Consider the following 24,654-nt stretch of genomic DNA (forward strand, 5'->3'; position numbering starts at 1 on the left):
TAAACCCGCTCCCACAGGTACTCCACAGCTTTCAAAATCTGTGCGGTCCCTGTGGGAGCGGGTTTACCCGCGAAGAGGCCGGCACAGGCACCCATCACCCCGCAGGCAACCGAATGCGGAACTGAGCCCCACCCAGCGCCGACTGAGCCACCGTCAAGGTGCCGCCCTGCCCTTCGATCGCCCGCCGGCTGATGGCCAGCCCCAGGCCAAACCCGCCGGTGTTGCGGTCGCGGCTGCGGTCCAGCCGGTAGAACGGCTGGAAAATCCGCTCGCGCTCCTCCACCGGTATGCCGATCCCGTCATCTTCCACCGTCAGCAGGCAGGCGCCATCGTCTTCCAGACGCAAGCGCAGCAACAGGCTTTCATCACAATAGCGCATGGCGTTGCGCACCAGGTTCTGCACCGCCCGCGCCGTCAGCCGTGGGTCCAGCACAAACCGGGGCAAATTGCCCTCGGCCCGCACTTCCCACTGGATACCCCGGCCATCGAGCTCTTCGGCAAAGCCACCGAGTACGCTGTCGACCAGTTCCAGCAACGACACCTCGACCCGCTCGCGGGCCTGGTCGGCGTTGTACAGGCGGCTGTAGGACAGCAGCTCCAGCACCAGCTCATCCAGCTCGCGCACATGCCCCACCAGTTCAAGCAGGCGCTTGCGGCTGGCCGGCGGCACCTCGTCGAACAACAGCACCAGGCCGAAGTCCAGGCGGGTCAGCGGTGTGCGCAGTTCATGGGACACCGCATTGAGCAGCTCGCGCTGCTGGTTGACGTGGCGTTCCAGGTCACTGGCCATGGTGTCGAACACCCCGGCCAACTCACCGATGTTGGAATGTGGCGAAATGTGCGTGCGCTCGGCCATCTGCCCCTGGCCGAGGCGCCGGGCGGTTTCCTTCAGGCGCTCCAGGTCGCGCCAGTGCGGCCACACCCATAACAGCAGGCACCCGAGCATGGCCGCACCGATCAGCACGGTCACGCCCCACGACAGCACATTGATGTCCAGTGGGTCTGGCGGTGCATGCAGGCGCACCAGCCACTCCTTGTCCAACGGTGCCAGCACCGTTTCGTAGTAGCCCCACTCGGCAATTCGCACGGCGTACTGGCCGTGCACCAGGCGCGCCTGCTCATCGGCGTTGAGTTCGGCCTGGTCCATGCGCAGCAGCTTCACTTCCAGCGGGGCGAACGCACTGGCAAGGTCTTGCTCCACGGCCGGCCACTGCTCGCGCGGGGCCTGGTGGAACTGGCGCACGATCAATGACTGCACGCCTTTGGCCTGGTCCAGGTTGTAGGCCATGAAGCGTTCCTGGAACAGGCCGACGATGGTGTCGGGAATGAACAGCAGCGCACCGGCATAGGCGACGATGATCACCAGGTACAGCCGCACCAGGATCTTGAGCATGGCCGGTCAGCACTCCCACTCGACGCGGCTGAACAGGTAGCCCTTGCCCCACACGGTCTTGATCTTGCGCGCTTCGCCGGCGTTATCGTCGAACTTGCGCCGCAGCTTGGAGATGGCCACGTCCACCGAACGGTCGGTGCCGTTGAACTCGATACCGCGCAACTGCTGCAAAATGCGGTCGCGGTTCAGCACTTCGCCGGCATTGCGCGCCAGCACCACCAGCAGGTTGTACTCGCCGCTGGACAGCTCCACCTCTTCGCCGCGCCAGCTGACCGTGCGCTCGGCCAGGTCGATGCGCAGGCCGCCAATCAGGATCAGGTCGTTATCCAGACGCGGTTCGTTGACGCTGCTGCGGCGCAGCAAGGTACGCACGCGGGCCAGCAATACGCGGGGCTCGCAGGGCTTGGTCACGTAGTCGTCGGCGCCCATTTCCAGGCCCAATACCTGGTCATGGCTGTCGTCGCGGGCGGTCAGCATCAGGATCGGCAGGGTTTGCGACTCCTGGCGCAGCAGGCGGCACAGTTGCAGGCCATCGATACCTGGCAGCATCAGGTCGAGGATGACCAGGTCAGGTTTTTGCCGACGATATTCGTCCAGCACATGATCGCCCCGGGCGATCACCTGGACATGGAAGTCGTTGCGTTGCAGGTAGCTGGCGATCAGCTCGGACAGGGCGCTGTCGTCTTCGACCAGGAAAATATTCGGCATAGGTGCTTGGGAATCTGGGTTGAGGTATGCCTGTGCCGGCCTCTTCGCGGGTAAACCCGCTCCCACAGGGACCGCACAATATCTGAGGCCAGTGCAGTACCTGTGGGAGCGGGTTTACCCGCGAAGAGGCCAGCACAGGCATACGCAGAATATAGAACCCAGCCGCACGAAAGGATTGTTCTTCACACTTTTTCACACTCGCCCTACAGGTATTAACAGCCGCACGGGCAACCGCTGCCGTACCATAGGCACGGTCATCATCGGAAGATCCGCATGCCTACTACCCTCCCCCTTCGCCTGCGCCCTGTGGCGCTCATGGCGCTTCTGAGCCTGTCCCTGGCCGGTTGCAGCGACAGCGCCGAGCAAGACGAAAAAGCGCCTACCCCGCAAGTGCGGGTAGAAACACTGCAACTGCAGCCACTGGCCATCAGCAGCGAACTCAGCGGCCGCATCCTGGCGCCGCGCACCGCCGAAGTGCGTGCGCGCGTCGCGGGCGTGGTGCTCAAGCGGGTGTACCGCGAGGGCAGCGACGTCAAACAGGGCGATGTGCTGTTCCTGATCGACCCGGCGCCGTTCAAGGCCGACCATGACAGCGCCCGCGCCACCCTGGCCAAGGCCGAGGCCACCTTGTACCAGGCGCGGTTGCAGGAGCAACGCTACCGCGAACTGGTCGACGACAAGGCTGTCAGCCGCCAGGAATATGACAACGCCAAGGCCAGCTTCCTGCAGGCCGACGCCGAAGTGGCCGCCGCCAAGGCTGCCCTGGAACGCACCCGCCTGAACCTCGGCTACGCCACCGTAACGGCGCCGATTTCCGGCCGTATCGGCCGCGCCCTGGTCACCGAAGGCGCACTGGTCGGCCAGAACGAGAGCACGCCGCTGGCGACCATCCAGCAGCTGGACCCGATCCACGCCGACGTTACCCAGTCTACCCGCGAGCTCAACGCCCTGCGCCGCGCCTTGCGCGCAGGCGAATTGCAGCAGGTGGGCGACGGCCAGGCCCGCGCCACGCTGATCCAGGACGACGGCAGCGCCTACCCGCTGCCTGGCAAGCTGCTGTTCTCCGACATCAGCGTCGACCCCACCACCAACCAGATCACCCTGCGCAGCGAGTTCCCCAACCCGGACCTCGACCTGCTGCCCGGCAGCTACGTGCGCGTGCGCCTGGAGCAGGCCGTGCAACCCAAGGGCCTGAGCGTGCCGCAGCGCGCCATCCTGCGCGACAGCGCCGGCGTGCCCAAGGTGCTGGTGGTCGACCAGCAGGCCCGGGTCAGCGACCGCCAGGTGGTGCTGGGCAGCGCCCAGGGCGACCGCTGGGTCGTCAGCGAAGGCCTGGCCCCCGGCGAGCGGGTGGTGGTCGAGGGGCTGCAACACGTCAAGGCCGGTGACCAGGTGCAGGTCGACAACGCATCCGGGGCAGCGCCCATCGCACAGCACACCGGCCAGTGAGGGCCTGATTCATGCCGCAATTCTTCATCGACCGCCCGGTGTTCGCCTGGGTGGTCGCGCTGTTCATCCTGCTGGCCGGTGCGCTGGCCATCCCGCAACTGCCGGTGGCCCAGTACCCCAACGTGGCGCCGCCGCAGGTAGAGATCTATGCCGTGTACCCGGGCGCCTCGGCGGCGACCATGGACGAAAGCGTGGTGAGCCTGATCGAGCAGGAGCTCAACGGCGCCGACAACCTGCTGTACTTCGAATCGCAGAGCAGCCTGGGCAGCGCCACCATCACCGCCACCTTCGCCCCGGGCACCCACCCGGACCTGGCCCAGGTCGACGTGCAGAACCGCTTGAAGGTGGTCGAGTCGCGCCTGCCGCGCCCGGTCACCCAGCAGGGCCTGCAAGTGGAAAAGGTGTCCACCGGCTTCCTGCTGCTGGGCACCCTCACCTCTGAAGACGGCAAGCTCGACGAAACCGCACTGTCGGACATCCTCGCGCGCAACGTGATGAACGAAATCCGCCGCCTCAAGGGCGTCGGCAAGGCCCAGTTGTACGGCTCGGAGCGCGCCATGCGCATCTGGATCGACCCGGGCAAGCTGATCGGCTTCAACCTCACGCCCAACGACGTGGCCGAGGCAATCGCCGCGCAGAACGCCCAGGTCGCGCCTGGCAGCATCGGCGACCTGCCCAGCCGCGACACCCAGGAAATCACCGCAAACGTGGTGGTCAAGGGCCAGCTGAGCACCCCCGAAGAATTCGCCGCCATTGTGCTGCGCGCCAACCTCGATGGTTCCACGGTCACCGTCGGTGATGTCGCCCGGGTAGAGATCGGCGCCCAGGAATACCAATACGGCACGCGCCTGAACGGTAAACCGGCCACCGCGTTCAGCGTGCAGCTGTCGCCGGGTGCCAACGCCATGGAAACTGCCACCCTGGTGCGGGCGAAGATGCAGGAACTGGCGCGTTACTTCCCGGAAGGCGTCAAGTACGACATCCCCTACGACACCTCGCCGTTCGTCAAGGTGTCCATCGAGCAGGTCATTACAACCCTGTTCGAAGCCATGCTGCTGGTGTTTGCGGTGATGTTCCTGTTCCTGCAAAACCTGCGCTACACCCTGATCCCCACCCTGGTGGTGCCGGTAGCGCTGATGGGCACCTTCGCCGTCATGCTGGCCATGGGCTTCTCGGTCAACGTGCTGACCCTGTTCGGCATGGTGCTGGCCATCGGCATCCTGGTCGACGATGCCATCGTGGTGGTGGAAAACGTCGAGCGCATCATGGCCGAAGAAGGCCTGCCGCCCAAGGAAGCAACGCGCAAGGCCATGGGCCAGATCAGCGGTGCGATCGTCGGCATCACCCTGGTGCTGGTGGCGGTGTTCCTGCCCATGGCCTTCATGCAAGGCTCGGTGGGGGTGATCTACCAGCAGTTCTCGCTGTCGATGGCGGTGTCGATCCTTTTCTCGGCATTCCTGGCCCTCAGCCTCACCCCGGCGCTGTGCGCCACGTTGCTGAAACCGGTGGCCAAGGGCGAGCACCATGAACGCAAAGGCTTCTTCGGCTGGTTCAACCGGCGCTTTGAAAGCATGAGCAACGGCTATCAGCGCTGGGTGGTGCAGGCGCTCAAGCGCAGCGGCCGCTACCTGCTGGTATACGCGGTACTGCTGGCGGTGCTGGGCTATGGCTTCAGCCAGTTGCCGACGGCATTCCTGCCCACCGAAGACCAGGGCTACACCATTACCGACACCCAGCTGCCACCGGGTGCCAGCCGCATGCGCACCGAGCAGGTGGCCGCGCAAATCGAGGCGCACAACGCTGAAGAACCCGGCGTGGGCAACACTACCGTGATCCTCGGCTTCAGCTTCTCGGGTAGCGGGCAAAACGCGGCACTGACCTTTACCACCCTCAAGGACTGGTCCGAGCGCGGTGCCGATGACAGCGCCCAGTCGATTGCCGACCGCGCCAGCGCGGCGTTCTCGCAGCTCAAGGACGCCGTGGCGTTTTCGGTGCTGCCGCCGCCTATCGACGGCCTGGGCGAGTCGACCGGCTTCGAGTTCCGCCTGCAGGATCGTGGTGGCATGGGCCATGCCGAGCTGATGGCTGCCCGCGACACGCTGCTGGCCAGTGCCGGCAAAAGCAAGGTGCTGACCAACGTGCGCGAAGCCTCGCTGGCCGAAAGCCCGCAGGTGCAACTGGAGATCGACCGCCGCCAGGCCAATGCCCTGGGCGTGTCGTTTGCCGACATCGGCTCGGTACTGGACGTGGCAGTGGGCTCCAGCTACGTCAACGACTTCCCCAACCAGGGCCGCATGCAACGGGTGGTGGTGCAGGCCGAAGGCGACCAGCGCAGCCAGGTCGAGGACCTGCTGAAAATCCATGTACGCAACAACAGCGGCAAGATGGTGCCACTGGGCGCATTCGTGCAGGCCAAGTGGGTCAGCGGCCCGGTGCAGTTGACCCGCTACAACGGTTACCCGGCGGTGTCGATTTCCGGTGAGCCGGCAGCCGGCCACAGTTCGGGCGAAGCCATGGCCGAAATCGAACGCCTGGTGGCGCAGCTGCCGCCCGGTGCCGGCCTGGAGTGGACCGGCCTGTCGCTGCAGGAGCGCTTGTCCGGCAGCCAGGCCCCGATGCTGATGGCATTGTCGTTGCTGATCGTGTTCCTGTGCCTGGCAGCGCTGTACGAAAGCTGGTCGATCCCGACCGCCGTGCTGCTGGTGGTGCCGCTCGGCATCCTGGGTGCGGTTCTGGCCGTGACCCTGCGTGGCATGCCCAACGACGTGTTCTTCAAGGTTGGCCTGATTACCCTGATCGGCCTGTCGGCAAAGAACGCCATCCTGATCATCGAGTTCGCCAAGCACCTGGTCGACCAGGGCGTGGACGCCGCAGACGCCGCCGTGCAGGCCGCCCGCCTGCGCCTGCGGCCCATCGTGATGACCTCGCTGGCGTTCATCCTCGGCGTGGTACCCCTGGCCATCGCCAGCGGCGCCAGCTCGGCCAGCCAGCAGGCCATCGGCACCGGGGTGATCGGCGGCATGCTCAGCGCCACGTTGGCGGTGGTGTTTGTGCCAGTGTTCTTCGTGGTGGTGATGCGCCTTGCGGGGCGGCGCCAGGCGCGTGACGCCAGCGCACAAGGCGAGATCAGCGAAAGCTGACTGGACAAGCCCCGTGTGAAATGGGAGGGTTCCCGGCAGTGACTGCCCGGAACCCTTTTTCATGTCTGATGCATTGCCCCTGTGCTCCATCCTCATTCTCGCCGGCGGCCGCGGCCAACGCATGGGCAGGCGCGACAAAGGCCTGGTCGCCTGGCAGGGCGAACCGCTTGTTTCCCATGTACAGCGGGTGGTGCGGCCGCTAAGCGATGACCTGGTGATTTCCTGCAACCGTAACCAGGAGGCTTACCGCGCATACGCTGACCAGCTGGTGGGGGATGCCGAGGCTGACTTCCCCGGGCCGTTGGCGGGGGTGATTGCCGGGCTCAGGGTGGCACGGCATGAATGGGTGGTACTGCTGGCTTGCGATGCACCACGGGTTGACCGCGAATTGATCGAGGACCTGCTGCGGCTGGCGGTGGCCAGTGACAGTGCGGCAATGGTGCGTCAGGGTGGGTATTGGCAGCCGATGTTCAGTGTGCTGCCACGGCGGTTACTGCCAATGCTGGAGCAGGCCTGGGCGGCGGGCGAGCGGAGTTTGCAGAAGGCCTTGCTGCGCGAGGCGGTGCAGGGGTTGGCGTGTGCCGATGATGATCGCCGGTTGAGCAACTTCAACAGCCCGGAACTGCTGCGAGGCTAAGATCTTCTGCTGCCTGTGCCGGCCTCTTCGCGGGTAAACCCGCTCCCACAGGTTCTGCACTGCCCTTCAATCCTGTGCTGTACCTGTACCATCACAGGTTCATCACGGCCCTTCAGACCTGTGATGCCCTTGTGGGAGCGGGTTTACCCGCGAAGAGGCCAGTACAGAAAATGCATCACCCTGCAGACAATTCCTCGACACTGATCTCGCGCATCCTGAACTTCTGCACCTTGCCGGTCACCGTCATCGGGAACTCGTCGACAAAGCGGAAGTACCGGGGCACCTTGAAGTGCGCGATTCGCGCCTTCGCCCACTCCCGCATCTCCTCTTCACTGGCGGTATGCCCCGGGTGCAGCCGCACCCAGGCCACGATTTCTTCGCCGTACTTGCTGCACGGCACGCCAATTATTTGCACATCCGCCACCGCCGGGTGGGTGAAGAAGAACTCTTCCAGCTCGCGCGGGTAAATGTTCTCGCCGCCACGAATGATCATGTCCTTGCTGCGCCCGACGATGCGCACATACCCCTGCTCGTCCATCACCGCCAGGTCGCCGGTGTGCATCCAGCCCTCGGCATCGATGCTTTCGGCCGTGGCCTTGGGGTTGTTCCAGTAACCAAGCATCACGCTGTAGCCGCGGGTGCACAGTTCGCCGATCTCGCCACGCGGCACAGTATTGCCGTCGGCATCGACCACCTTGTTCTCCAGCCGTGGCTGGGTACGGCCGACGCTGGTCACCCGGCGCTCCAGGTCATCGTCAGGCCCGGTCTGCAGCGACACCGGGCTGGTCTCGGTCATGCCATAGGCAATCTGCACCTCGGCCATGTGCATTTCGCCGATCACCCGGCGCATCACCTCGATCGGGCAGGTGGCGCCGGCCATGATCCCGGTGCGCAGGCTCGACAGGTCGAACTCGCCGCGTTGCGGGTGATCCAGTTCGGCGATGAACATGGTCGGCACACCGTACAGCGCGGTCGCCTTTTCCTCCGCCACCGCACGCAGGGTGGCTAGCGGGTCGAAGGCATCGTTGGGATAGATCAGGGTGCTGCCGTGGGTCATGCAGCCAAGGTTGGCCATGACCATGCCGAAACAGTGATACAGCGGCACCGGCACCACCAGCCGGTCGTGCTCGGTGAGGCCCAGGCTTTCGCCGACCATGTAGCCGTTGTTGAGGATGTTGCTGTGGCTGAGGGTGGCACCCTTGGGGAAACCGGTTGTGCCCGAGGTGTACTGGATGTTGATCGGGTCGTCGCAGCGCAGTTGCGCCTGGCGCTCGGCCAGGGCCTCGCGGCTGACAGCGTCGGCACGGTCCTGCAACACATGCCAGGCCAAAAAGCCTGGGGGTGGCGAAACGGCCAGGCTGACCACGCCGCGCAATTCGGGAAAGCGCTCGCAGATCAGCGCCCCGGGTTGGCCGCTGGCCAGGCCAGGGATCAGGCCCTGCAGCATGGCGTGGTAATCGGAGGTCTTGAACGCGTCGGCACAGATCACCCAACGGCAGCCGGACTGGCCTAGGGCGTAGTCCAGTTCGCTGGAGCGGTAGGCCGGGTTGATATTGACCAGGATCGCGCCCACCTTGGCGCTGGCGAACTGGGTGATGCACCACTCGGCGCAGTTGGGCGCCCAGATACCCAGCCGGTCCCCGGGTTGCACGCCCAGTGCCATCAGCGCGCGGGCGTGCTGGTCGACAGCCTCGGCCAATTGCTGCCAGGTGTAGCGCAGGGCCTGGTGGCGCACCACCAGCGCTTCGCGGTCGGGGAAGCGGGCGACGGTAGCGTCGAAGGCGTCGCCGATGCATTGGGTAAGCAGGGCTTTGTCCGGGTTGCCCTGGGAGTAGCTTGGCTGGGGCATGGGTGTTCTCTTGTTGTTCTTGTGTTGTACGGGCCGGCCTCTTCGCAGCACAAGGCTGCTCCTACATTGGAACGCGGTGACCTGTAGGAGCAGCCTTGTGCTGCGAAGAGGCCAGTAAATCCACCCTGGTTCTAGCGGATGAACACCTGCGGCGTAGTGGTAGACATGTCACCACCCGGCAGCTTGATGTTCTTCACCTTCTCCAGCGTATCCGGGTTGAACACCGCCAGGTCGTTGAAGGTGCCGCCCAGGTACAGCTTGTCGCCCTTCTTGTCGAAGGTGACGCAGTAGTAGGTGTGCTCAAGGTTAGCCGCCTTGATCAGCTTGCGCTGCTTGATGTCGTACTTGGCCAGGCGGTTGAGCACGCCGTAGATCTGGTTCGGGTCCTTAGGCGAGCGCAGGCCGGTGAAGTACAGCTCGGTCAGGTCGGCGAATTCCTGGGTGTGGGTCTTGCCGGTCTTCAGGTCGACGCTCAGGTAGCCATACAGCGGCTCGGCGGTGGCCGGGTCCTGCTTGTCGTCCTTGAACCTGGCAATGGTGTACAGCATGGTGAACTCGTGACGCGGGCTCTGGTGCGGCCAGAAGTACAGCACGTCCGGGGCGCTGTAGCCTTTGCGGTTCCAGTTGCGCAGCGGCAAGGCCACCGTGTACTTGCCGGTCTTCACATCCATCTTGTAGATGTCCGGCCCTGCGACAAACAGGCTGCCATCGTCGGCGGCACGCATCAGGTACACCTGGCGCGGCATCGGGAAGGTGCGCACCGGCTTGGCCTGCAGGCCATCGGTGGTGCTGAACACCTCCAGCCGTGGCGGCTTGACCACGTAATGGTCGTTCAGCATCTGGGTCGGGTTGACCGTGGCGTACACTTCCTTGCCGTCCGGGCTGATGGCGAACGAGTACATCGCCCTGCCCACTTCGCCCGCCACGCTCGACAAGTTGGCCCGGAAGGTGTTCTTGCAGGTGTCCAGGTCAATGCCGTAGATGTCGCCGTAATGGTTGTTGAGCACATAGGCGGTACGGTTGTCCGGCGCCATCATGGCGGTGCCAGGGCCGAACTTGTCGGGCATCTGGCAGCTTTTGTACACCGTGTCACTGGCCACATCGACCACATGCAGGTTGTTCGGGTAGTTGGTCACGATCATGTATTCGTGGCCAGCCTTCAGCGCAGGCCCGGTGTCGTCAGCCTGAACCAGCCCGGCGCAGGCCGTGGCGGCGATGGTGAGCGCGAGTTGCGCGCAGCGTCCAGCTTTCATGCGGTTTCCCCTTGTCATTCTTGTTGGGCCGGTCACTTGTCTTTCGGGAACACAGTGCCGAGGTTGCGCCAGTCATCCGCCGAGTTGGTCGCCTGGGCGTTCCAGTCCTGATAGGTGCTCATCATGTCCGGCACCTGGGCCGGCCACCAGCAAGGGTCGGAGCAGCCATACAGGTCGGCTTCCATCGGTTGGCACAGCGAGCTCACGCCACCAAAGGCATCCACTTCCCAACCCGGGTCGGTGGTGGCCGTGCAGCCGGCCACCGCACTCATGGCCATGACTTCTTCGATGCGGTCTTCGGCGGCGGCCTGCTCAAGGATGCGCGCCTTGTTGTTCAGGGGCTTCAAGTGCTTCATGTCAGTGCGCCTTCCGCGGGGTGATGTAGCGGTCGATGAAGGCCGGGTTGGCGGCCATGATGCGGCTGTAGACCTCGATGCCGAAGTCGACCCAGTCGCGCATCAGCTCGCAGTAGTGGTACGTCGGGTGCTGCGGGTCGCCGTAGCGGGCGTAGCTCTCGTGGTAGCAGCCGCCGGAGCACAGGTTGCGAATGCGGCAGCTCTCGCAGCCGGTATTGCTACGGTCCAGGCGCTGCGACAGGAAGTCGTTGAGCTCCACCTGCTTCACACCCTGGTGCACGTTGCCGAAGGTCGGCAGGCTGGAACCGGTAAAGCGGTGGCACAGGTTCAGCTCGCCTTCATGGTCCACCGCCAGCATTTTCAGCCCGGCACCGCATGGCAGGGCCTTCTTGTGGCCCTCGTGGATGTCGGTGATCAGCTGGTGCAGGTTGGAAAACCCGATGTTGCGGTGTTCCAGCGCTGCGTCCAGGTAACGGCGGCCAAGCGCCTTCATGTTGGCGAAGACCTCTACCAGTTCTTCGCCGGTGAGGTTGAAGGCCGACATGTCGCCGGAGGTGACCGGGGCAAAGCCGACTTCGGCAAAGCCCATTTCGTTGAACAGGTGGTTCCAGATGGTCTCGATATCGGTAATGCCGCGGGTCAAGGTTACCCGCGCCCCCACCGGGCGACTGTTGTAACGCGACAGCAACATGTCGGCCTTGCGCCGCACCACGTCATAGGTGCCCTGCCCACCCACGGTGATACGGTTGCGGTCGTGCACGGTCTTGGGGCCGTCGATGCTGATCGACAGGCCGAAACGGTGGGCATTGAGCCAGTCGACGATCTCTTCGGTCAGCAACGTGGCATTGGTGGTCATGATGAACTCCACCTGCTTGCCCGCCTCGGCGAAACGCCGCTCGCAGTAGGCCACCATGTGCTCGATCAGCGGCCGGTTGGACAACGGCTCGCCACCGAAGAACACCACGCTGTAGCGCTCCTCGTCGGGCGACTCCTTGAGCAGCATTTCCACCGAGGCTTCGGCGGTGGCAGTGCTCATCTTCTTCCCGGCAGAAGGCTTGTCCAGGTCTTCCTTGTAGCAATAGGTGCAGCTAAGGTTGCAACCGGTGTTGACGTTGAGCACCACGGTATTCAGCGCGGTGCGCTCGACCCGCTTGACGCCGATTTCCGGGGTCAGCGGCGAGCCGTCGCTGACCAGTTCCAGCGCAATCAGCTCGCGCAGGGTGTCCTGGATATCATTGCCGGCAAACTGCTGGCCCAGGCGCTGCATCAGCTCCTCGGCCGAACAGCCTTGCTGGCGCAACGTGTCGATGATGCCCCCGGTCACCGCGTCGGCGGTGAACAGCGAACTGCTGGGGATATGGAACAGCATGCGGTCGGCATCTACCTGCACTTCATGCAGGTTGCGTTCGACCAGGTTCAGTAGTGCGCCCATGGCGACCTCCCGGTAATCGATTCGTTGGAAAACCGTTGCACCCTGCCGTTACGGCAGCGGCGGGTTGTTCCAGCGCTGAACGGTGACGATCATGTGCCCTTCGCCGGTCTGGCCACCGTCGGCCAGGGTGGCGATGACCTTCAGGTTGCCCGCGTTGTTGGTCATCATCTTGCGTTCAGGGTTAGGGCCGGCGCCGCCTGGCACGAACACGCCATCGGCCTGCATCTGCCCGGCGAACTTGACGTCTTCGTCCTCGACCGCACGCTCATTGAACGGCTCGACCTTCCAGGTGGCCGGCAGGTAGCCGATGCGCAGCGGCTGGCCACTGGCATCCTTGCCCCAGGCTTCGGCCTCGAAGCGGCCCTGCACTTTCGGCACCGAAGCGCCGTTTTCACCGATGCGGGCAATGGAGAACGCCGGCACCACTTTCACTTCCTCGACCTTGTCGTACACCGCCAGGTTCACGCCCTTGAGCGCGCCTACTGCAACTTCGCGCTGGCCAGGTTTGGCGTCAGCTGCAGCGCGGGCCTTGACCCGTACCAGGGTCGGGGTCTGCTCCAGCACTTCGGTCACTTCTACCCCGGCACCCAGGTCGGGTTTGCCGTCCAGGCCGCTACCCACCAGGGTAATCTCGCTTTCGCCGCCGGCCTTGATGAATGCCGGTTGCACCGCCAGCAGGCGCGCCTTGCCTTCCTTGGCAGCCGTGAAGTCCAGGCCACGCTCGTCGTGCTCGGCCTCGAACATGCGGCCTTTCATTTCGCCATCCAGCGCCGCAAATACCTGGCGCAGGTTGGTGTCGCCAACCTTGACGTTGCCGCGCCATTCGTAGCCGTTGTACAGGATCGCCGTGCCGCTGCCGTTGAACGGCGTACCGTCGGCATAGGCGCCCTTGACCTCGACCTTGAAGGTGTCGCCCTCACCGGCCGAAACGCTCATTACCCCGCGCACATCGCCCTTGGCCAGCATGTGGCCGCTAAAAGCCCACTGCCCCGGCAGCACGTCGGCCTTCGGTTTTGCCTGCTGCCATTCAGCCCAGGCCGGGTTGTCCAGCGGGTAGCGCTTGGCAAGTTCCGGTACCACCTGTTGCAGGGCAATCGGCAACCAGTCGCGGTCCCGCGCCTGGGCCTGGTATTCGAGGGACGGCCACTGGCCGAGGTGGAAGTTGACCAGGTGCTCCCACTCCTTGGCCGGGCGCCGCTGCAAGGCGACGCGAGCACCGGAGTGGCAACGGCCACAGGTTTCGCTGAGCTGGGTGTCGAAATGCTCGACCGTGTTGAGCCGGCGCTCCATGGCATAGCGCACGCCATCGGTTTCGCTGGGCGCCAGGCCCTGCTTGTCGGCCAGGTACTTGACCAGCGTGCGACGGTCATCGTCGCTGATCTGCAGACCGTGCATCACCTGCATGCGGGCGATGCTCATCAGCCAGCCTTCCGGCGTTTTACGTTGGTGGCTGATGCGGCTGTAGGTATCGTTGCCTTCGGGGATATGGCACCCCATGCACTTGTTCTGCAACAGGCTCGGGCCCTGCTCGGCCGCCATGGCCTGGGTGCTCAGCAGCGCGGCGGCGACCAGCGCCAGTTTGCCCGCATGCCGCCGGAGTCGAGTCGTCTTCAAGGTCAGACCTCCACGGTTGTTGTTCTTATCGTTTTTCGCACGCTTTGGTACAGCAGGTGTGCATGTGACAGTTGTGATACAGGAACTGTGCCAGTTGCTGTAAAAGTGTTGCCTTTCAACCTTTTAGGGAGTTTCCGGGGCTTGGCCAGCAGCCAGGATGGCCAGTTGCAGCGTGCCATTTCGCGACTGGGTGTTTCATCCTGAGACAAGGGCCTGCTGCGCAGGCCAATCGCCGGCAAGCCAGCTCCCACAGATACAGCGCAGGTCTTCAAGGCAATGGTTAACCTGTGGGAGCTGGCTTGCCGGCGATTGGCCCTTGAAGCCACTGTTGCACCACCGTCTCACACCGTCTCAATGTGCAACAGCGCACGCCTGCAATCACAACCTTGCACCCAGGCAAAACCCAACGCCTTCAACACTTTGCGGCCATTTGCCCACCTTGGCACGCCCATTGCGCCTGTGCCCTTCACACCCAATGACAAGAGGCACAGCCCCATGCTTTCCGAACTGCCCATCCTGCCCGCCACCCGCGCCTTCCTCGAACGCAAGCTGAAGATGCGCATCGGCGCCGACTGGCAGGACGCCACCAGCGGTCGCACCCTGTCGTTCCGCAACCCGGCCACTGGCGACGTGCTGGGTGAAGTGCCCGCCGCCGACGCCGAGGATGTCGACCGCGCCGTGCGCGCCGCACGCCAGGCCTTCGACGATTCGCCGTGGAGCCGCCTGCGCCCGCGCGAACGGCAAAACCTGCTGTGGCGCCTGGCCGACCTGATGGAGCGCGACGCCCGCCAGCTGGCCGAGCTGGAATGCCTGAACAACGGCAAGAGCGCCGCCGTGGCCCAGGTGATGGACGTGCAACTGGCCATCGACTTCCTGCGCTACATGGCCGGCTGGGCCACCAAGATCGAGGGTAGCACCGTCGAAGCCTCCATGCCGTTGATGCCAAACGACCAGTTCCACGGCTTTGTGCGCCGTGAGGCCGTCGGCGTGGTGGGCGCCATCGTCGCCTGGAACTTCCCGCTGCTGTTGGCCTGCTGGAAGCTCGGCCCGGCCCTGGCCACCGGCTGCACCCTCGTGCTCAAGCCCGCCGATGAAACCCCGCTGAGCGTGCTGAAGCTGGCTGAACTGGTAGACGAAGCCGGCTACCCCGCAGGCGTGTTCAACGTGGTGACCGGTACCGGCCTGAATGCCGGCGCCGCGCTCAGCCGCCACCCCGGCGTGGACAAGTTGACCTTCACCGGTTCCACCGAAGTGGGCAAGCTGATCGGCAAGGCGGCCATGGACAACATGACCCGCGTCACCCTGGAGCTGGGCGGCAAGTCGCCGACCATTGTCATGCCCGACGCCAACCTGCAGGATGCCGCTGCCGGCGCCGCCACGGCGATCTTCTTCAACCAGGGCCAGGTGTGCTGCGCAGGCTCGCGGCTGTACGTACACCGCAAGCACTTCGACAACGTGGTGGCCGACATCGCCGGCATCGCCAACGGCATGAAGCTGGGTAACGGGCTGGACCCGGCCGTGCAGATGGGCCCGTTGATCTCGGCCAAGCAGCAGGACCGCGTCACCGGCTATATCGAGCTTGGCCGCGAACTGGGTGCGACCATTGCCTGTGGTGGCGAAGGCTTTGGACCCGGTTACTTCGTCAAACCGACGGTGATCGTCGATGTCGACCAGCGCCACCGCCTGGTCCAGGAAGAAATCTTCGGGCCGGTGCTGGTGGCGATGCCGTTCGATGACCTGGACGAGGTGATCGGCATGGCCAACGACAACCCCTATGGCCTGGGCGCGAGCATCTGGTCCAACGACCTGGCTGCTGTGCACCGCATGATCCCGCGTATCAAGTCGGGGTCGGTGTGGGTCAACTGCCACAGCGCGCTGGACCCGGCACTGCCGTTTGGTGGCTACAAGATGTCTGGCGTTGGCCGTGAGATGGGGGCTGCTGCCATCGAGCACTACACCGAACTTAAGTCGGTGCTGATCAAGCTCTGACTTTTTCCTGTACCGGCCTCTTCGCAGCACAAGGCTGCTCCTACAAGCGCACGCGGTCCCTGTAGGAGCAGCCTTGTGCTGCGAAGAGGCCGGCCCAGGCAACCCAAAAACAACAATAAAAAACCATGGAGCCCCCATGAGGCACACACTCGCCTGCACATTGGCCCTGCTGCTCGCCGCACCCGCCAGCCAGGCCCACGAGCTGTACAACCAGAACGGCACCACCCTCAACGCCGACCTCGAAGCCCTGTTCGGCGCCTTCCACAGCGACGAAAGCTTCAACCAGGCCGGCAACCGACAACCGGGCAGCACCGCCTGGCAGGAGGGTTACGTCAAATACGGCCTCAGCGGCAGCCAGGCCCTGGCCGATAGCGGCGCCCTCTATGGCGCCTTCAACCTGCTCAGTTCCGCCACTTGGGGCGACGGCGATGCTGCCGGCCTGACCCTGGGCGATGAGCGCCGCACCGCCATCGAAGATGTGTACCTGGGCTGGCGCTCGGCCAACCTGTTCCCGGCCCTGGGCGAAGACGGCGTGGATATTTCCGGCGGGCGCCAGGTGGTGACGCTGGGTGACGGCTTCCTGATCCAGGGCGACCCGGTGAACCTGGGCAAGGTCGACCTGGGCGCCAACTTCGACCGCGGCGGCGCCTACTACCTGGCAGCACGCAAGGCCTTCGACCGCACCGCCGTGCTGCGCCTGGGCGGCAAACAGGGCTGGCGCGGCGACCTGATGTGGCTGAAGTCCGACAACCACTACCAGGCCGACACCTCGCTGGCGGTGGCCAACCTGGAACACGTCGCCGACGCCGGTACCGTCGGCATCAGCTGGATTCGCGGCCTGGACGTGGACCAGCGCTACGCGCAGATCATGGGCCTTGAGCACCGCGACGGCATGGACACCGCCAGCCTGCGCGGGCGCGGCAACCTGGGCGTGAAAGACCTCGAACTGGCTGCCGAGTACGTGTCCCAGGACAAGACCGGCGGGCGCGAGAATGCCTGGTACCTGGAGGGTAACTGGACCTTCTCCGAACTGCCCTGGTCACCCACTGCCACCTACCGCTACAGCCGCTTCTCCGAAGGCTTCGACCCGCTGTTCTATGGCCTGAGCCGAGGCTACGGCACCTGGTTCCAGGGTGAAGTGGCGGCCAACTATGCCGGGCCGTTCAACAAGAACAGCCAGGTGCACCACGTGGCGCTCAAAGGCAAGCCACGGGACAACCTGACCGTCGGCGCCCTGTACTTCGACTTCGATACGCTGGACACCGACCAGGGCAACCTCGGCGGGCGGGAGCTGGACCTGTATGTGGAGTGGATGGTCAACGACCACCTGCTGATCAGCCCGCTGGTGGGCTTCTACAAGCCTGAGCGCAGTGCGGCCAACGGCGGCACGCAGATGGGCAGCCGTGACGCCGGCACCTACATGCAGTTGGTGGTCGGGACCTTTTTCTGACCTGCAACAAGGGGGCGCGGCGCGCCCCTTCTGCACCACCGGGCTTGATCAAATTTGATCATCAAGCCTGTCGACCTGCATGAATTCCCACCACCTTAACCCGCCCAAACGCCCGTAAATCAGGCCTTTCAGCTCTTGGCACAGGCTGTGCAAAAAGCATCCTCGCGAGCCAACGCTCGACCATAACAACAAAACAACGAGGCCTGTTCATGAACTCCACCCTGAAACCAAGCATTGTCCAACTGCCGCCTGAGCCCCATGCCGCCATCGTCGACCGCTATGCCCTGCATGGCGGGCACATCGGCACCGGCGAAGATGAATCGCCCTGGGTGCCGTTTGGCGATTGCGCCGCCATACGCCACCTCAGCTTCGATGTACGAACCGGCAGTGTGTGCAACATCCTCTGGGTCAAGGGCGGCGGGCGCATCGGCACCCACCGGCACCGCGCAGCGGTGTCGGCCGTCACGCTGGAAGGCAGCTGGGGATATTACGAGTACGACTGGGTATCGCGGCCCGGCAGCTTTGTCTACGAAACCCCAGGCACCGCCCACACCCTGTATTCCGATGACCCGCAAGGCATGAAGGCACTGTTCTGGATTCACGGGCCCATCGAGTTTTTCGACGAGCACGGCCAGCACACCGAAACCACCGACGTGTTCTGGTTCATCAACCACTACGTGAGCCATTGCGAAAAACACGGGCTGCCGATCAACCAGGCGTTGTTCCTGTGAGCGGGTGCAGCAGTCAACGGACAGGGAGATGCGGATGAAATACTGGGAACGATTTGCCGTCGAAGGCTTGACCTGTGTGGTCACCGGCGCCGCCAGCGGCATTGGCCTGGCGTATGCCGAAGTGATGGCCGAAGCCGGGGCACAGGTCACCCTGCTGGACCTGGACGCCGACCGCCTGCAAGAACAGGTAGCGCGCTTGACCGTGCTGGGTTTCGCTGTGCACGGCGAAGTGGTGGACGCCACCGATCGCCAGGCGATGTATGCCTGTTTCGAACGCATCGGCGAGCGCCATGGCCGGCTGGATGTGGTGTTCGCCAACGCCGGCATCGACGCCGGCCCCGGCTTTCTGGACAGCGAGGGCCAGCGCTGCGCTGAAGGCGCACTGGAGACGCTGGACGAAGCGCACTGGGACAAGGTACTGGCAACCAACCTCACCTCGGTGTTCACCACCCTGCGCGCTGCGGTGCGCTTGATGAAACCGCGTGGCCAGGGCCGCATCATCGTCACTACCTCCAATGCCGCGATCATCAATGAAGCCATCGTCGGCACACCCTATATGCCTGCCAAGGCCGGCGCGGCATCACTGGTGCGGCAGGCCGCGATGGAGCTGGCCCGCTACGGCATCAACGTGAATGCGATTGCGCCTGGCCCGTTCGTGACCAACATCGCCGGGGGCCGCTTGCGCAACCCGGCCGACCGCGCAGCGTTCGCCCAACGGGTGCCGCAACACCGGATCGCCTCCACCGAAGAAATCAAAGGCCTGGCCTTGTTCCTGGCCTCGCCGGCCTCGGATTACGTCACGGGCGCGCAGATCGTCATCGATGGCGGGCAAATGCTCGGCCGGGTGGACTGAGGAGGCGATGATGCAAGCGATTCTGTTCAAGGGGCTGAACCAGCCCCTGCAATTGGGCACGGTTGCGATGCCGGTGCCCGCTGCCGACGAAGTGCTGATAGAGGTGTGCCGTTGCGGCATCTGCGGCAGTGACCTGCACATGACCCAGGACCCTGCTTTCGATATCGCCCCAGGCAGCGTGCTGGGCCATGAGTACAGCGGGCGTGTGGTTGAGTGTGGCAAACAGGTCAACAACCTGAAAATCGGTGATGCAGTGGCCGTGGCGCCATTGCGCGGTTGTGGCCAGTGCAGCAGTTGCCTGCGCGGTGAGCCCGCCTGGTGCGCGGCGTTCAGCTTGCAGGGGGGTGGTTTTGCGCAGTGGGCAACTGCCAAGGGCCACCAGTGCCGGGTCATTCCCAGCAGTGTCGGGCTTAAGGACAGCGCCCTGGCCGAGCCCCTTGCCGTGGCTTTGCACGGGGTAATGCGCGCAGGGCTCAAGCCTGGCGCGAAGGTATTGGTTCTGGGCGCAGGGGCTATCGGCCTGGCGGTGGCCTACTGGGCCAGGCGCCTCGGCGCAGCCGCGGTCGCCATCACCGACCTGGGCGACTGGCAGCGCGAGCGCGCCTTGCACCTTGGGGCGACACACTTTCTGGTGGACGACGGCGCACTGCCTGCGCGTGTTGCGCAAAGCCTGGGCGGCGCAGCCGATATCGTGTTCGAGTGCGTCGGCCGCCCAGGCCTGATTGCCCAGGCCATCGACCATGTGCGCCCACGGGGTACGGTGGTGGTGCTTGGGCTGTGCACGGTCGCGGACAGGTTCATGCCGTTCCAGGCTGTGTCCAAGGAGGTGAACCTGATCATGTCGGCGTTTTTCAACATGGACGAGTTCTGCGCCGCTGTAGACGTGCTTGACGGCCCGGATGCCACCCCGCTGACGATGGTCAGCGAAACCGTGTCGCTGGCCGAGATGCCGCAGGCATTCGAAGCGCTGCGCCAACACCAGCATCAATGCAAGGTCATGGTAGCGCCCCAGCAGGCCTGATCACTTCAATTGCCACCGGTAAAAACCTCCCGCTTCGGCGGGAGGTTTGCGTTCAGGCCCTACAAACCGAGTGCCGAACCGAGGTTGTACATGACCTCCAGGGCTATCACCGCACCGTCGCCACTCACTGGCGCGCCGGGGTTGTAGAAGTTGTCCGGGTTGAAGATGTACTGCACGCTGGGCTCCAGGGCAAGGTTGCGGGTGACTTGCCAGTGGGTGTTGAGCTCGATGCGCGATACACCGCGGCGCGTACGCTCATCGTTGCCAGTAGCCAGCAGGCGCGCGTGCTGTTGCCAGGCTGCCTGGCGCGCCCCCAGGCGCAGGTAGCTGGCCTTGAGGTTCAACGTATCCTGCGGCCGACCGAACGGGCCAAGCCGGGTCACGCCAACTTCGGCAAAATGGGAAAACGGCTGCATGTCATCGGCGCTCCAGGACCAGGCGCCAAACACCTGCCAGCCCCGCTCGGGCACAGCGGCCTCGCCTTCTCTGGCCAATGTCTGGCGGAACTTGAACAGCAGCCCATCGCTCCCCCTGCGCAAGTGGCCGTCCATGGGATCGATCTGTTCGCCGGTGTTATGAAAACCGTTCAGTTCGTAATGGTACGCATACGGGTCCTGGGTAAAATCCGCTTTCGCCCCTACCCCGGCCAGCCAGGTCACGCCGCTGGCGTCACCCGGGTCCCAGTCAAAGCCCTTGGTACGTTTGAAGTAGTGCTGGGGGTTGGACTCGAACACCCCGCTGTGCAGGTAGTAACCTGAATCAAAACGGTACCGGCCGTAGCCACCCCAACTGCCATAGGGGTACGGCAGGATACCGGTGGAGTTATCGATGACCGGGTCGTTGCAGGTGATCACGTTTTCACAGTTGGCCATGTAGAAGTGCTGACGGGCATTGCTGCGGCCTACTGCCAGCTCCAGGCGGTCCTGCAACAGGCGCTGGTTCCAGGTGAAGCGGGCCAGGTAGCCGGTATCGATGTCGTTGTGCATCGGTGCCCCGGCAAAGAAACTCCCGGCCTTGCCCTGCCAACTGTCCTGGGCGGGCTGCCCCTCGCCCCGCATGAACGGGAAGAACACGTACTGCAAACTGAACGATGCCCCGGCGATGTTGGCCAGTGCGTCAAGGTCGCCCTCGACACCGGCAAACACGTTGCCGCTGTTGGCATAGTGGTAAGGGTCGGGGCCGGTATCGAGGTTTTTCACCGACAGGTTCCACACTTGCAGGTCCAGCTTGAGCGCCTCCTGTGCGTGGGCAGCACACGCGAAGGCGGTCAATGCAATGGACAAGGCGGTAACGCGAACGCCAGGCACCCAGGTGCCGCTCGGTTGAGCATTCATGATGCACTCTCTGTTTTTGTTGTTATGAAGTGCGGCCTGAAACTACCGCTTCAGGAAGTCGCGCCAGGTGCATCGCAAGGGCTGTGCCAGCCCCCTGAACGCGGCGAAACGCCCTGTGCCATGGGGTTTTCTAAACGGGACACGTGACCGGGCTTGATCAAATTGATCCGCTTTGATCAAGCTCGATGATCAACTCAGCCCTGCCCGTGTGCCTTCAGGCGGTAGGCCAGTTGCGGGCGGCTGATGCCCAGTTGCCGGGCGGCGGCGGACAAGTTGCCATTACAGGCCTGCAGCACCAGCCGGTATTGTTCCAGCTGCTGGTTGTGGATAGCGTGCTTGAGCTCGGCCATGGGCGAGCCCTGCGGGTCAGGCTCGCTGGCCGCTTTGCACAGGCTGCCGTCACCGCCCACACCCAGCCCGGTGCGGGGCGCCTGCTCACCGGAGGGGAACAGGTGCTGGGTGCGGATGGCCGCTTGCCCGGGCGCCGCAATTACACCGCGCTCCACCAGGTTTTGCAGCTCTCGCACGTTGCCGGGGTAGCTGTAGTTGAGCAGCGCTTCCACGGCCCGGGCACTGAACCCGGTAACCTGCTTGCCGTGCAGTTGGGTGAAGTGCTTGAAAAAGTGCTCCATCAGCAGCGGGATGTCATCCCGTCGCTCGCGCAACGGTGGCAGGTGGATGGGGAACACGTTCAGCCTGAAGAACAGGTCTTCGCGGAAGGTGCCACGGGCAATTGCCTCGCGCAGGTTGGCGTTGGTCGCAGCAATCACCCGCAGGTCGACCTTGATCGGCCGGTTGCCCCCCACCCGCTCGATTTCCCCCTCTTGCAAGGCGCGCAGCAGCTTGGTTTGCGCGCTCATGCTCAACGCCTGGATTTCATCCAGGAACAGCGTGCCGCCAGAGGCCCGCTCGAAGCGACCGGCACGCGCCTGCGTTGCGCCGGTGTAGGCGCCTTTTTCGGCACCAAACAGCTCGGCCTCCAGCAGGCTTTCCGGCAAAGCCGCACAGTTGACGGCCACCAACGGCTGTTGGGCGCGCGGGCTGAGCCGATGCAGCGCCTTGGCAAACACCTCTTTGCCCACCCCCGATTCACCGCTGAACAGCACCGTGGCACGGGTGGGTGCCACTTGCGCAATTTGATGACGGGCAACGCTGAACGCAGCAGAAATACCGACCATGTCGTCCTGCAGCGGCAAGCTGCTGGCCGTGCAGGCAGGCTGTACCGCCTCGCCCTCGGATGGCGACCAGATCGAGTTCATCTGAATGAAGTGCGAAGGGTCCCAGTAGCGCTGCTCGGCGCCGTGTTCATGATCGGGCAAGCGATCTGCCGTATCGCCGACAATCCGGCAGCAGCGCCCGCCGGCGGCCACGCATTCGACCTCGCGGTACACCACCAGCTTGCCGATAAAGGCGCTGGCATAACCCGCTGCATAGCCCAGGGTCATCCAGCATGCGGCCTCGTCGCCAACCCCGTAATGGGCAATGTGCTCATGGGCTTCGCGCGAATCGTGCCACAGGTATTCGCCGTGGAAGTGGCCGCGCTCAATGTCCAGGTCAAGGTCGACCGTTTCCACCCGCACCACACCCTGCAACGCATGCAGCCGGCCGCCGGCGATGAACGAGCTGCGCTCGTCCGAGGCCGGCCAGCGCTTGCGTACCAGCGCGGCATCCTGGCTACCCGCTGAATAGCCGATGCGCATCAGGATACGCCGCGCGCCTTCGCGCCCCACGCTTTCGATCAACTCGCGGCGCAACGCACCCAGCGCGCTGGCGTGCAGCATGACCATGCTCTGGTCATCCAGCCAGATACGCGCATCCTCATCCGAAAACCGCAGGTAGCGACGCAGGTCGGCCGGGGTCGGGCTGCTGGTTTCATAGGCCTGAGGGGCCCGCGACACGGTTTCGCGGGGTGCCACGGTGGATGAACGACTCATACCTTCTCCTGTTGTTCTTGTTCTGCGCAGGTGTGGTGCTACGCGATGGCGAGGCCGTTTTTGATCATCAACTTTTGCCAGCTTGATCAACAAAGATCAAGGCTTGCGCCACTGCAGCCTCCGCTCACAGCCCGGCATTCAAGGGCTTGGTGCCGCCCGCCGCGATTGGCCTGGCGTTTGCTATTACCTGCTGGCGGACGCCTTTGAACGTCGCGTAATCCAATAACAATAATCATGCAGGAGATACACCATGCGCCGCTGGTTCTCTTCCTACGAAAACCGCTTGCTGTTCGTGCTCAGCCTCAGTTTCGGTTTTGTGTTCTTCGACCGTAATGCCATGAGTTTCCTGGCCCCCTTCGTGGCCGCCGACCTGTCTTTGAGCAACACCCAGATCGGCCTGCTGGTATCGGCCTTGTCATTGACCTGGGCACTGTCCGGGTACCTGCTGGGTGCCCGCTCCGACCGCAGCGGGCGCCGCAAGCCGTACCTGCTGGTGGCCGTGATCGTGTTTTCGGTGTGCTCGTTCTTCTCCGGGCTGGCCAGCACCTTCTTCATGCTGCTGGCTGCCCGCCTGCTGATGGGGGTGGCCGAAGGCCCGATACTGCCCATCTCGCAAACCCTGATGGCGATGAACTCCACGGCAAGCCGCCGCGGCCACAACATGGGCATCATGCAGAACTTTGGCAGCAACCTGCTGGGCTCTTGCATCGCGCCCCTGCTGCTGGTGGCAATTGCCAGCCACTACCACTGGCGCCTTGCGTTTATCGTTGCGGGCATCCCCGGGTTGATCGCCGCTTGCATGATCTGGAAGTACGTGCGCGAGCCCAAGGATGTAGTCGTTGCACAGCCCGCTTCGCAGCCCGCAGAAGCGGGCTCGCTTGTCGAACTGCTGCGTTATCGCAACGTCTGGTTGAGCATGCTCATCGCGTGCTTCTACGTGGCCTGGATGGTGCTGGGCTGGGCGTTCATGCCGGTGTACTACATGAACGCGCGGCAGTTCAGCTCTACCGACATGGGCATCCTGATGAGCGTGCTGGGGGCCAGCGCGACCCTCTGCAGTTTCATCGTGCCTGCGCTTTCCGACCGCTTGGGCCGGCGCACTGTGGTGGTGGTGTTCTCCCTGATCGGGGCGCTCACGCCGCTGGCTGCGCTGTACTTTGAAGGGCCGTTCTGGATGCTTTGCGCGGTGTTGTTCATTACCTGGTCGGCCAGTGGTGTGGCGCCGATCTTCATGGCTACCATCCCATCGGAAACCGTACCTGTTCATCGCATCGCCGCCTGCGTCGGGCTGGTGATGGGCATGGGTGAAGTGGTCGGCGGCGTGTTAAGCCCCGTGCTGGGTGGCTGGCTAGCGGACCTTCATGGCCTCGGCGCCCCGTTGCTGCTGCAGGCGGGGTGCGCAATCGTGGTTGGGGTGTTGGGGTTGGGCCTGATAGAAACCGCCCCGCTGCGCACGGTTGGGCGCAATAACCTGACGGCGGTAAGCGAATAGCGGCTCAGAGGCTCTGATC

General features: G+C 64.2%; 18 protein-coding genes. 9 read left to right on the plus strand and 9 right to left on the minus strand.

All coding sequences use genetic code 11. The features are described from left to right. Positions 1-94: 94 nt before the first annotated feature. Together ABOC32_RS18755 and ABOC32_RS18760 are read right to left on the minus strand one after the other, a co-directional pair. On the minus strand, positions 95-1,393 hold the full coding sequence (locus tag ABOC32_RS18755; protein ID WP_426808355.1) for an ATP-binding protein: 1,299 nt from the start codon (positions 1,391-1,393) through the stop codon (positions 95-97). A gap of 6 nt (positions 1,394-1,399) precedes the next feature. Continuing rightward, the gene (locus ABOC32_RS18760; protein WP_016499479.1) at positions 1,400-2,101 is read right to left on the minus strand and encodes a response regulator transcription factor; all 702 of its coding nucleotides are present in this window, start codon (positions 2,099-2,101) and stop codon (positions 1,400-1,402) included. Positions 2,102-2,374: 273 nt separating this feature from the next. On the opposite strand from ABOC32_RS18760, the gene ABOC32_RS18765 reads away from it, so the two are divergent. From ABOC32_RS18765 to mobA, 3 genes are all read left to right on the plus strand, one after another. After that, positions 2,375-3,550 (plus strand): efflux RND transporter periplasmic adaptor subunit, encoded by a 1,176-nt coding sequence (locus tag ABOC32_RS18765; RefSeq protein WP_426808356.1) that lies wholly within the window; start codon positions 2,375-2,377, stop codon positions 3,548-3,550. Between the two features lie 11 nt (positions 3,551-3,561). Continuing rightward, positions 3,562-6,690 carry a multidrug efflux RND transporter permease subunit gene (locus ABOC32_RS18770; protein WP_426808357.1) on the plus strand — a complete coding sequence of 1,043 codons (3,129 nt, stop codon included), beginning with the start codon at positions 3,562-3,564 and terminating at the stop codon, positions 6,688-6,690. Between the two features lie 61 nt (positions 6,691-6,751). Beyond that, entirely contained in the window at positions 6,752-7,327 is a 576-nt protein-coding gene (gene mobA, locus ABOC32_RS18775; RefSeq protein WP_426808358.1) for a molybdenum cofactor guanylyltransferase MobA, read from the plus strand. A gap of 175 nt (positions 7,328-7,502) precedes the next feature. Here the strand turns inward: mobA and ABOC32_RS18780 are convergent, their stop codons facing one another. The 5 genes from ABOC32_RS18780 to peaA form a co-directional block, all read right to left on the minus strand. Next, positions 7,503-9,176, minus strand: coding sequence for a fatty acid CoA ligase family protein (locus tag ABOC32_RS18780; protein ID WP_426808359.1), 1,674 nt, complete (start codon positions 9,174-9,176; stop codon positions 7,503-7,505). Between the two features lie 131 nt (positions 9,177-9,307). After that, on the minus strand, positions 9,308-10,429 hold the full coding sequence (peaD, locus tag ABOC32_RS18785; protein ID WP_234228337.1) for a quinohemoprotein amine dehydrogenase subunit beta: 1,122 nt from the start codon (positions 10,427-10,429) through the stop codon (positions 9,308-9,310). Between the two features lie 32 nt (positions 10,430-10,461). Next, on the minus strand, positions 10,462-10,785 hold the full coding sequence (gene qhpC / locus ABOC32_RS18790) for a quinohemoprotein amine dehydrogenase subunit gamma (RefSeq protein ID WP_016499473.1): 324 nt from the start codon (positions 10,783-10,785) through the stop codon (positions 10,462-10,464). A gap of 1 nt (position 10,786) precedes the next feature. Further along, on the minus strand, positions 10,787-12,217 hold the full coding sequence (gene peaB / locus ABOC32_RS18795) for a quinohemoprotein amine dehydrogenase maturation protein (RefSeq protein ID WP_426808360.1): 1,431 nt from the start codon (positions 12,215-12,217) through the stop codon (positions 10,787-10,789). A gap of 48 nt (positions 12,218-12,265) precedes the next feature. Next, on the minus strand, positions 12,266-13,831 hold the full coding sequence (gene peaA, locus ABOC32_RS18800; RefSeq protein ID WP_132840568.1) for a quinohemoprotein amine dehydrogenase subunit alpha: 1,566 nt from the start codon (positions 13,829-13,831) through the stop codon (positions 12,266-12,268). A 495-nt stretch (positions 13,832-14,326) separates the two neighbouring features. Between peaA and ABOC32_RS18805 the strand changes: the two genes are divergently transcribed. The 5 genes from ABOC32_RS18805 to ABOC32_RS18825 all read left to right on the plus strand — a co-directional run bounded on the left by ABOC32_RS18805 (position 14,327) and on the right by ABOC32_RS18825 (position 19,875). Beyond that, on the plus strand, positions 14,327-15,820 hold the full coding sequence (locus tag ABOC32_RS18805) for an aldehyde dehydrogenase family protein (protein ID WP_426808361.1): 1,494 nt from the start codon (positions 14,327-14,329) through the stop codon (positions 15,818-15,820). Positions 15,821-15,956: 136 nt separating this feature from the next. Next, the gene (locus tag ABOC32_RS18810; RefSeq protein ID WP_426808362.1) at positions 15,957-17,270 is read left to right on the plus strand and encodes a hypothetical protein; all 1,314 of its coding nucleotides are present in this window, start codon (positions 15,957-15,959) and stop codon (positions 17,268-17,270) included. Positions 17,271-17,479: 209 nt separating this feature from the next. Continuing rightward, positions 17,480-18,001 (plus strand): 2,4'-dihydroxyacetophenone dioxygenase family protein, encoded by a 522-nt coding sequence (locus ABOC32_RS18815; protein WP_081042021.1) that lies wholly within the window; start codon positions 17,480-17,482, stop codon positions 17,999-18,001. Positions 18,002-18,035: 34 nt separating this feature from the next. Beyond that, positions 18,036-18,854 (plus strand): SDR family NAD(P)-dependent oxidoreductase, encoded by an 819-nt coding sequence (locus tag ABOC32_RS18820; RefSeq protein ID WP_426808363.1) that lies wholly within the window; start codon positions 18,036-18,038, stop codon positions 18,852-18,854. Positions 18,855-18,861: 7 nt separating this feature from the next. Continuing rightward, a complete protein-coding gene (locus tag ABOC32_RS18825; RefSeq protein ID WP_426808364.1) occupies positions 18,862-19,875 on the plus strand; it encodes an alcohol dehydrogenase catalytic domain-containing protein in 1,014 nt (337 codons plus the stop codon). A 59-nt stretch (positions 19,876-19,934) separates the two neighbouring features. Here the strand turns inward: ABOC32_RS18825 and ABOC32_RS18830 are convergent, their stop codons facing one another. Together ABOC32_RS18830 and ABOC32_RS18835 are read right to left on the minus strand one after the other, a co-directional pair. After that, positions 19,935-21,209 (minus strand): carbohydrate porin, encoded by a 1,275-nt coding sequence (locus tag ABOC32_RS18830; RefSeq protein WP_426808365.1) that lies wholly within the window; start codon positions 21,207-21,209, stop codon positions 19,935-19,937. 194 nt (positions 21,210-21,403) lie between these two features. Next, complete coding sequence (locus ABOC32_RS18835; RefSeq protein WP_426808366.1) at positions 21,404-23,143, minus strand: sigma 54-interacting transcriptional regulator; 1,740 nt, start codon at positions 23,141-23,143, stop codon at positions 21,404-21,406. 250 nt (positions 23,144-23,393) lie between these two features. On the opposite strand from ABOC32_RS18835, the gene ABOC32_RS18840 reads away from it, so the two are divergent. Then, the gene (locus ABOC32_RS18840) at positions 23,394-24,635 is read left to right on the plus strand and encodes an MFS transporter (protein WP_426808367.1); all 1,242 of its coding nucleotides are present in this window, start codon (positions 23,394-23,396) and stop codon (positions 24,633-24,635) included. Positions 24,636-24,654 lie beyond the last annotated feature (19 nt).

Origin of the sequence: Pseudomonas sp. WOUb67 (assembly GCF_050058005.1) — a bacterium.
Classification (GTDB): domain Bacteria; phylum Pseudomonadota; class Gammaproteobacteria; order Pseudomonadales; family Pseudomonadaceae; genus Aquipseudomonas; species Aquipseudomonas putida_R.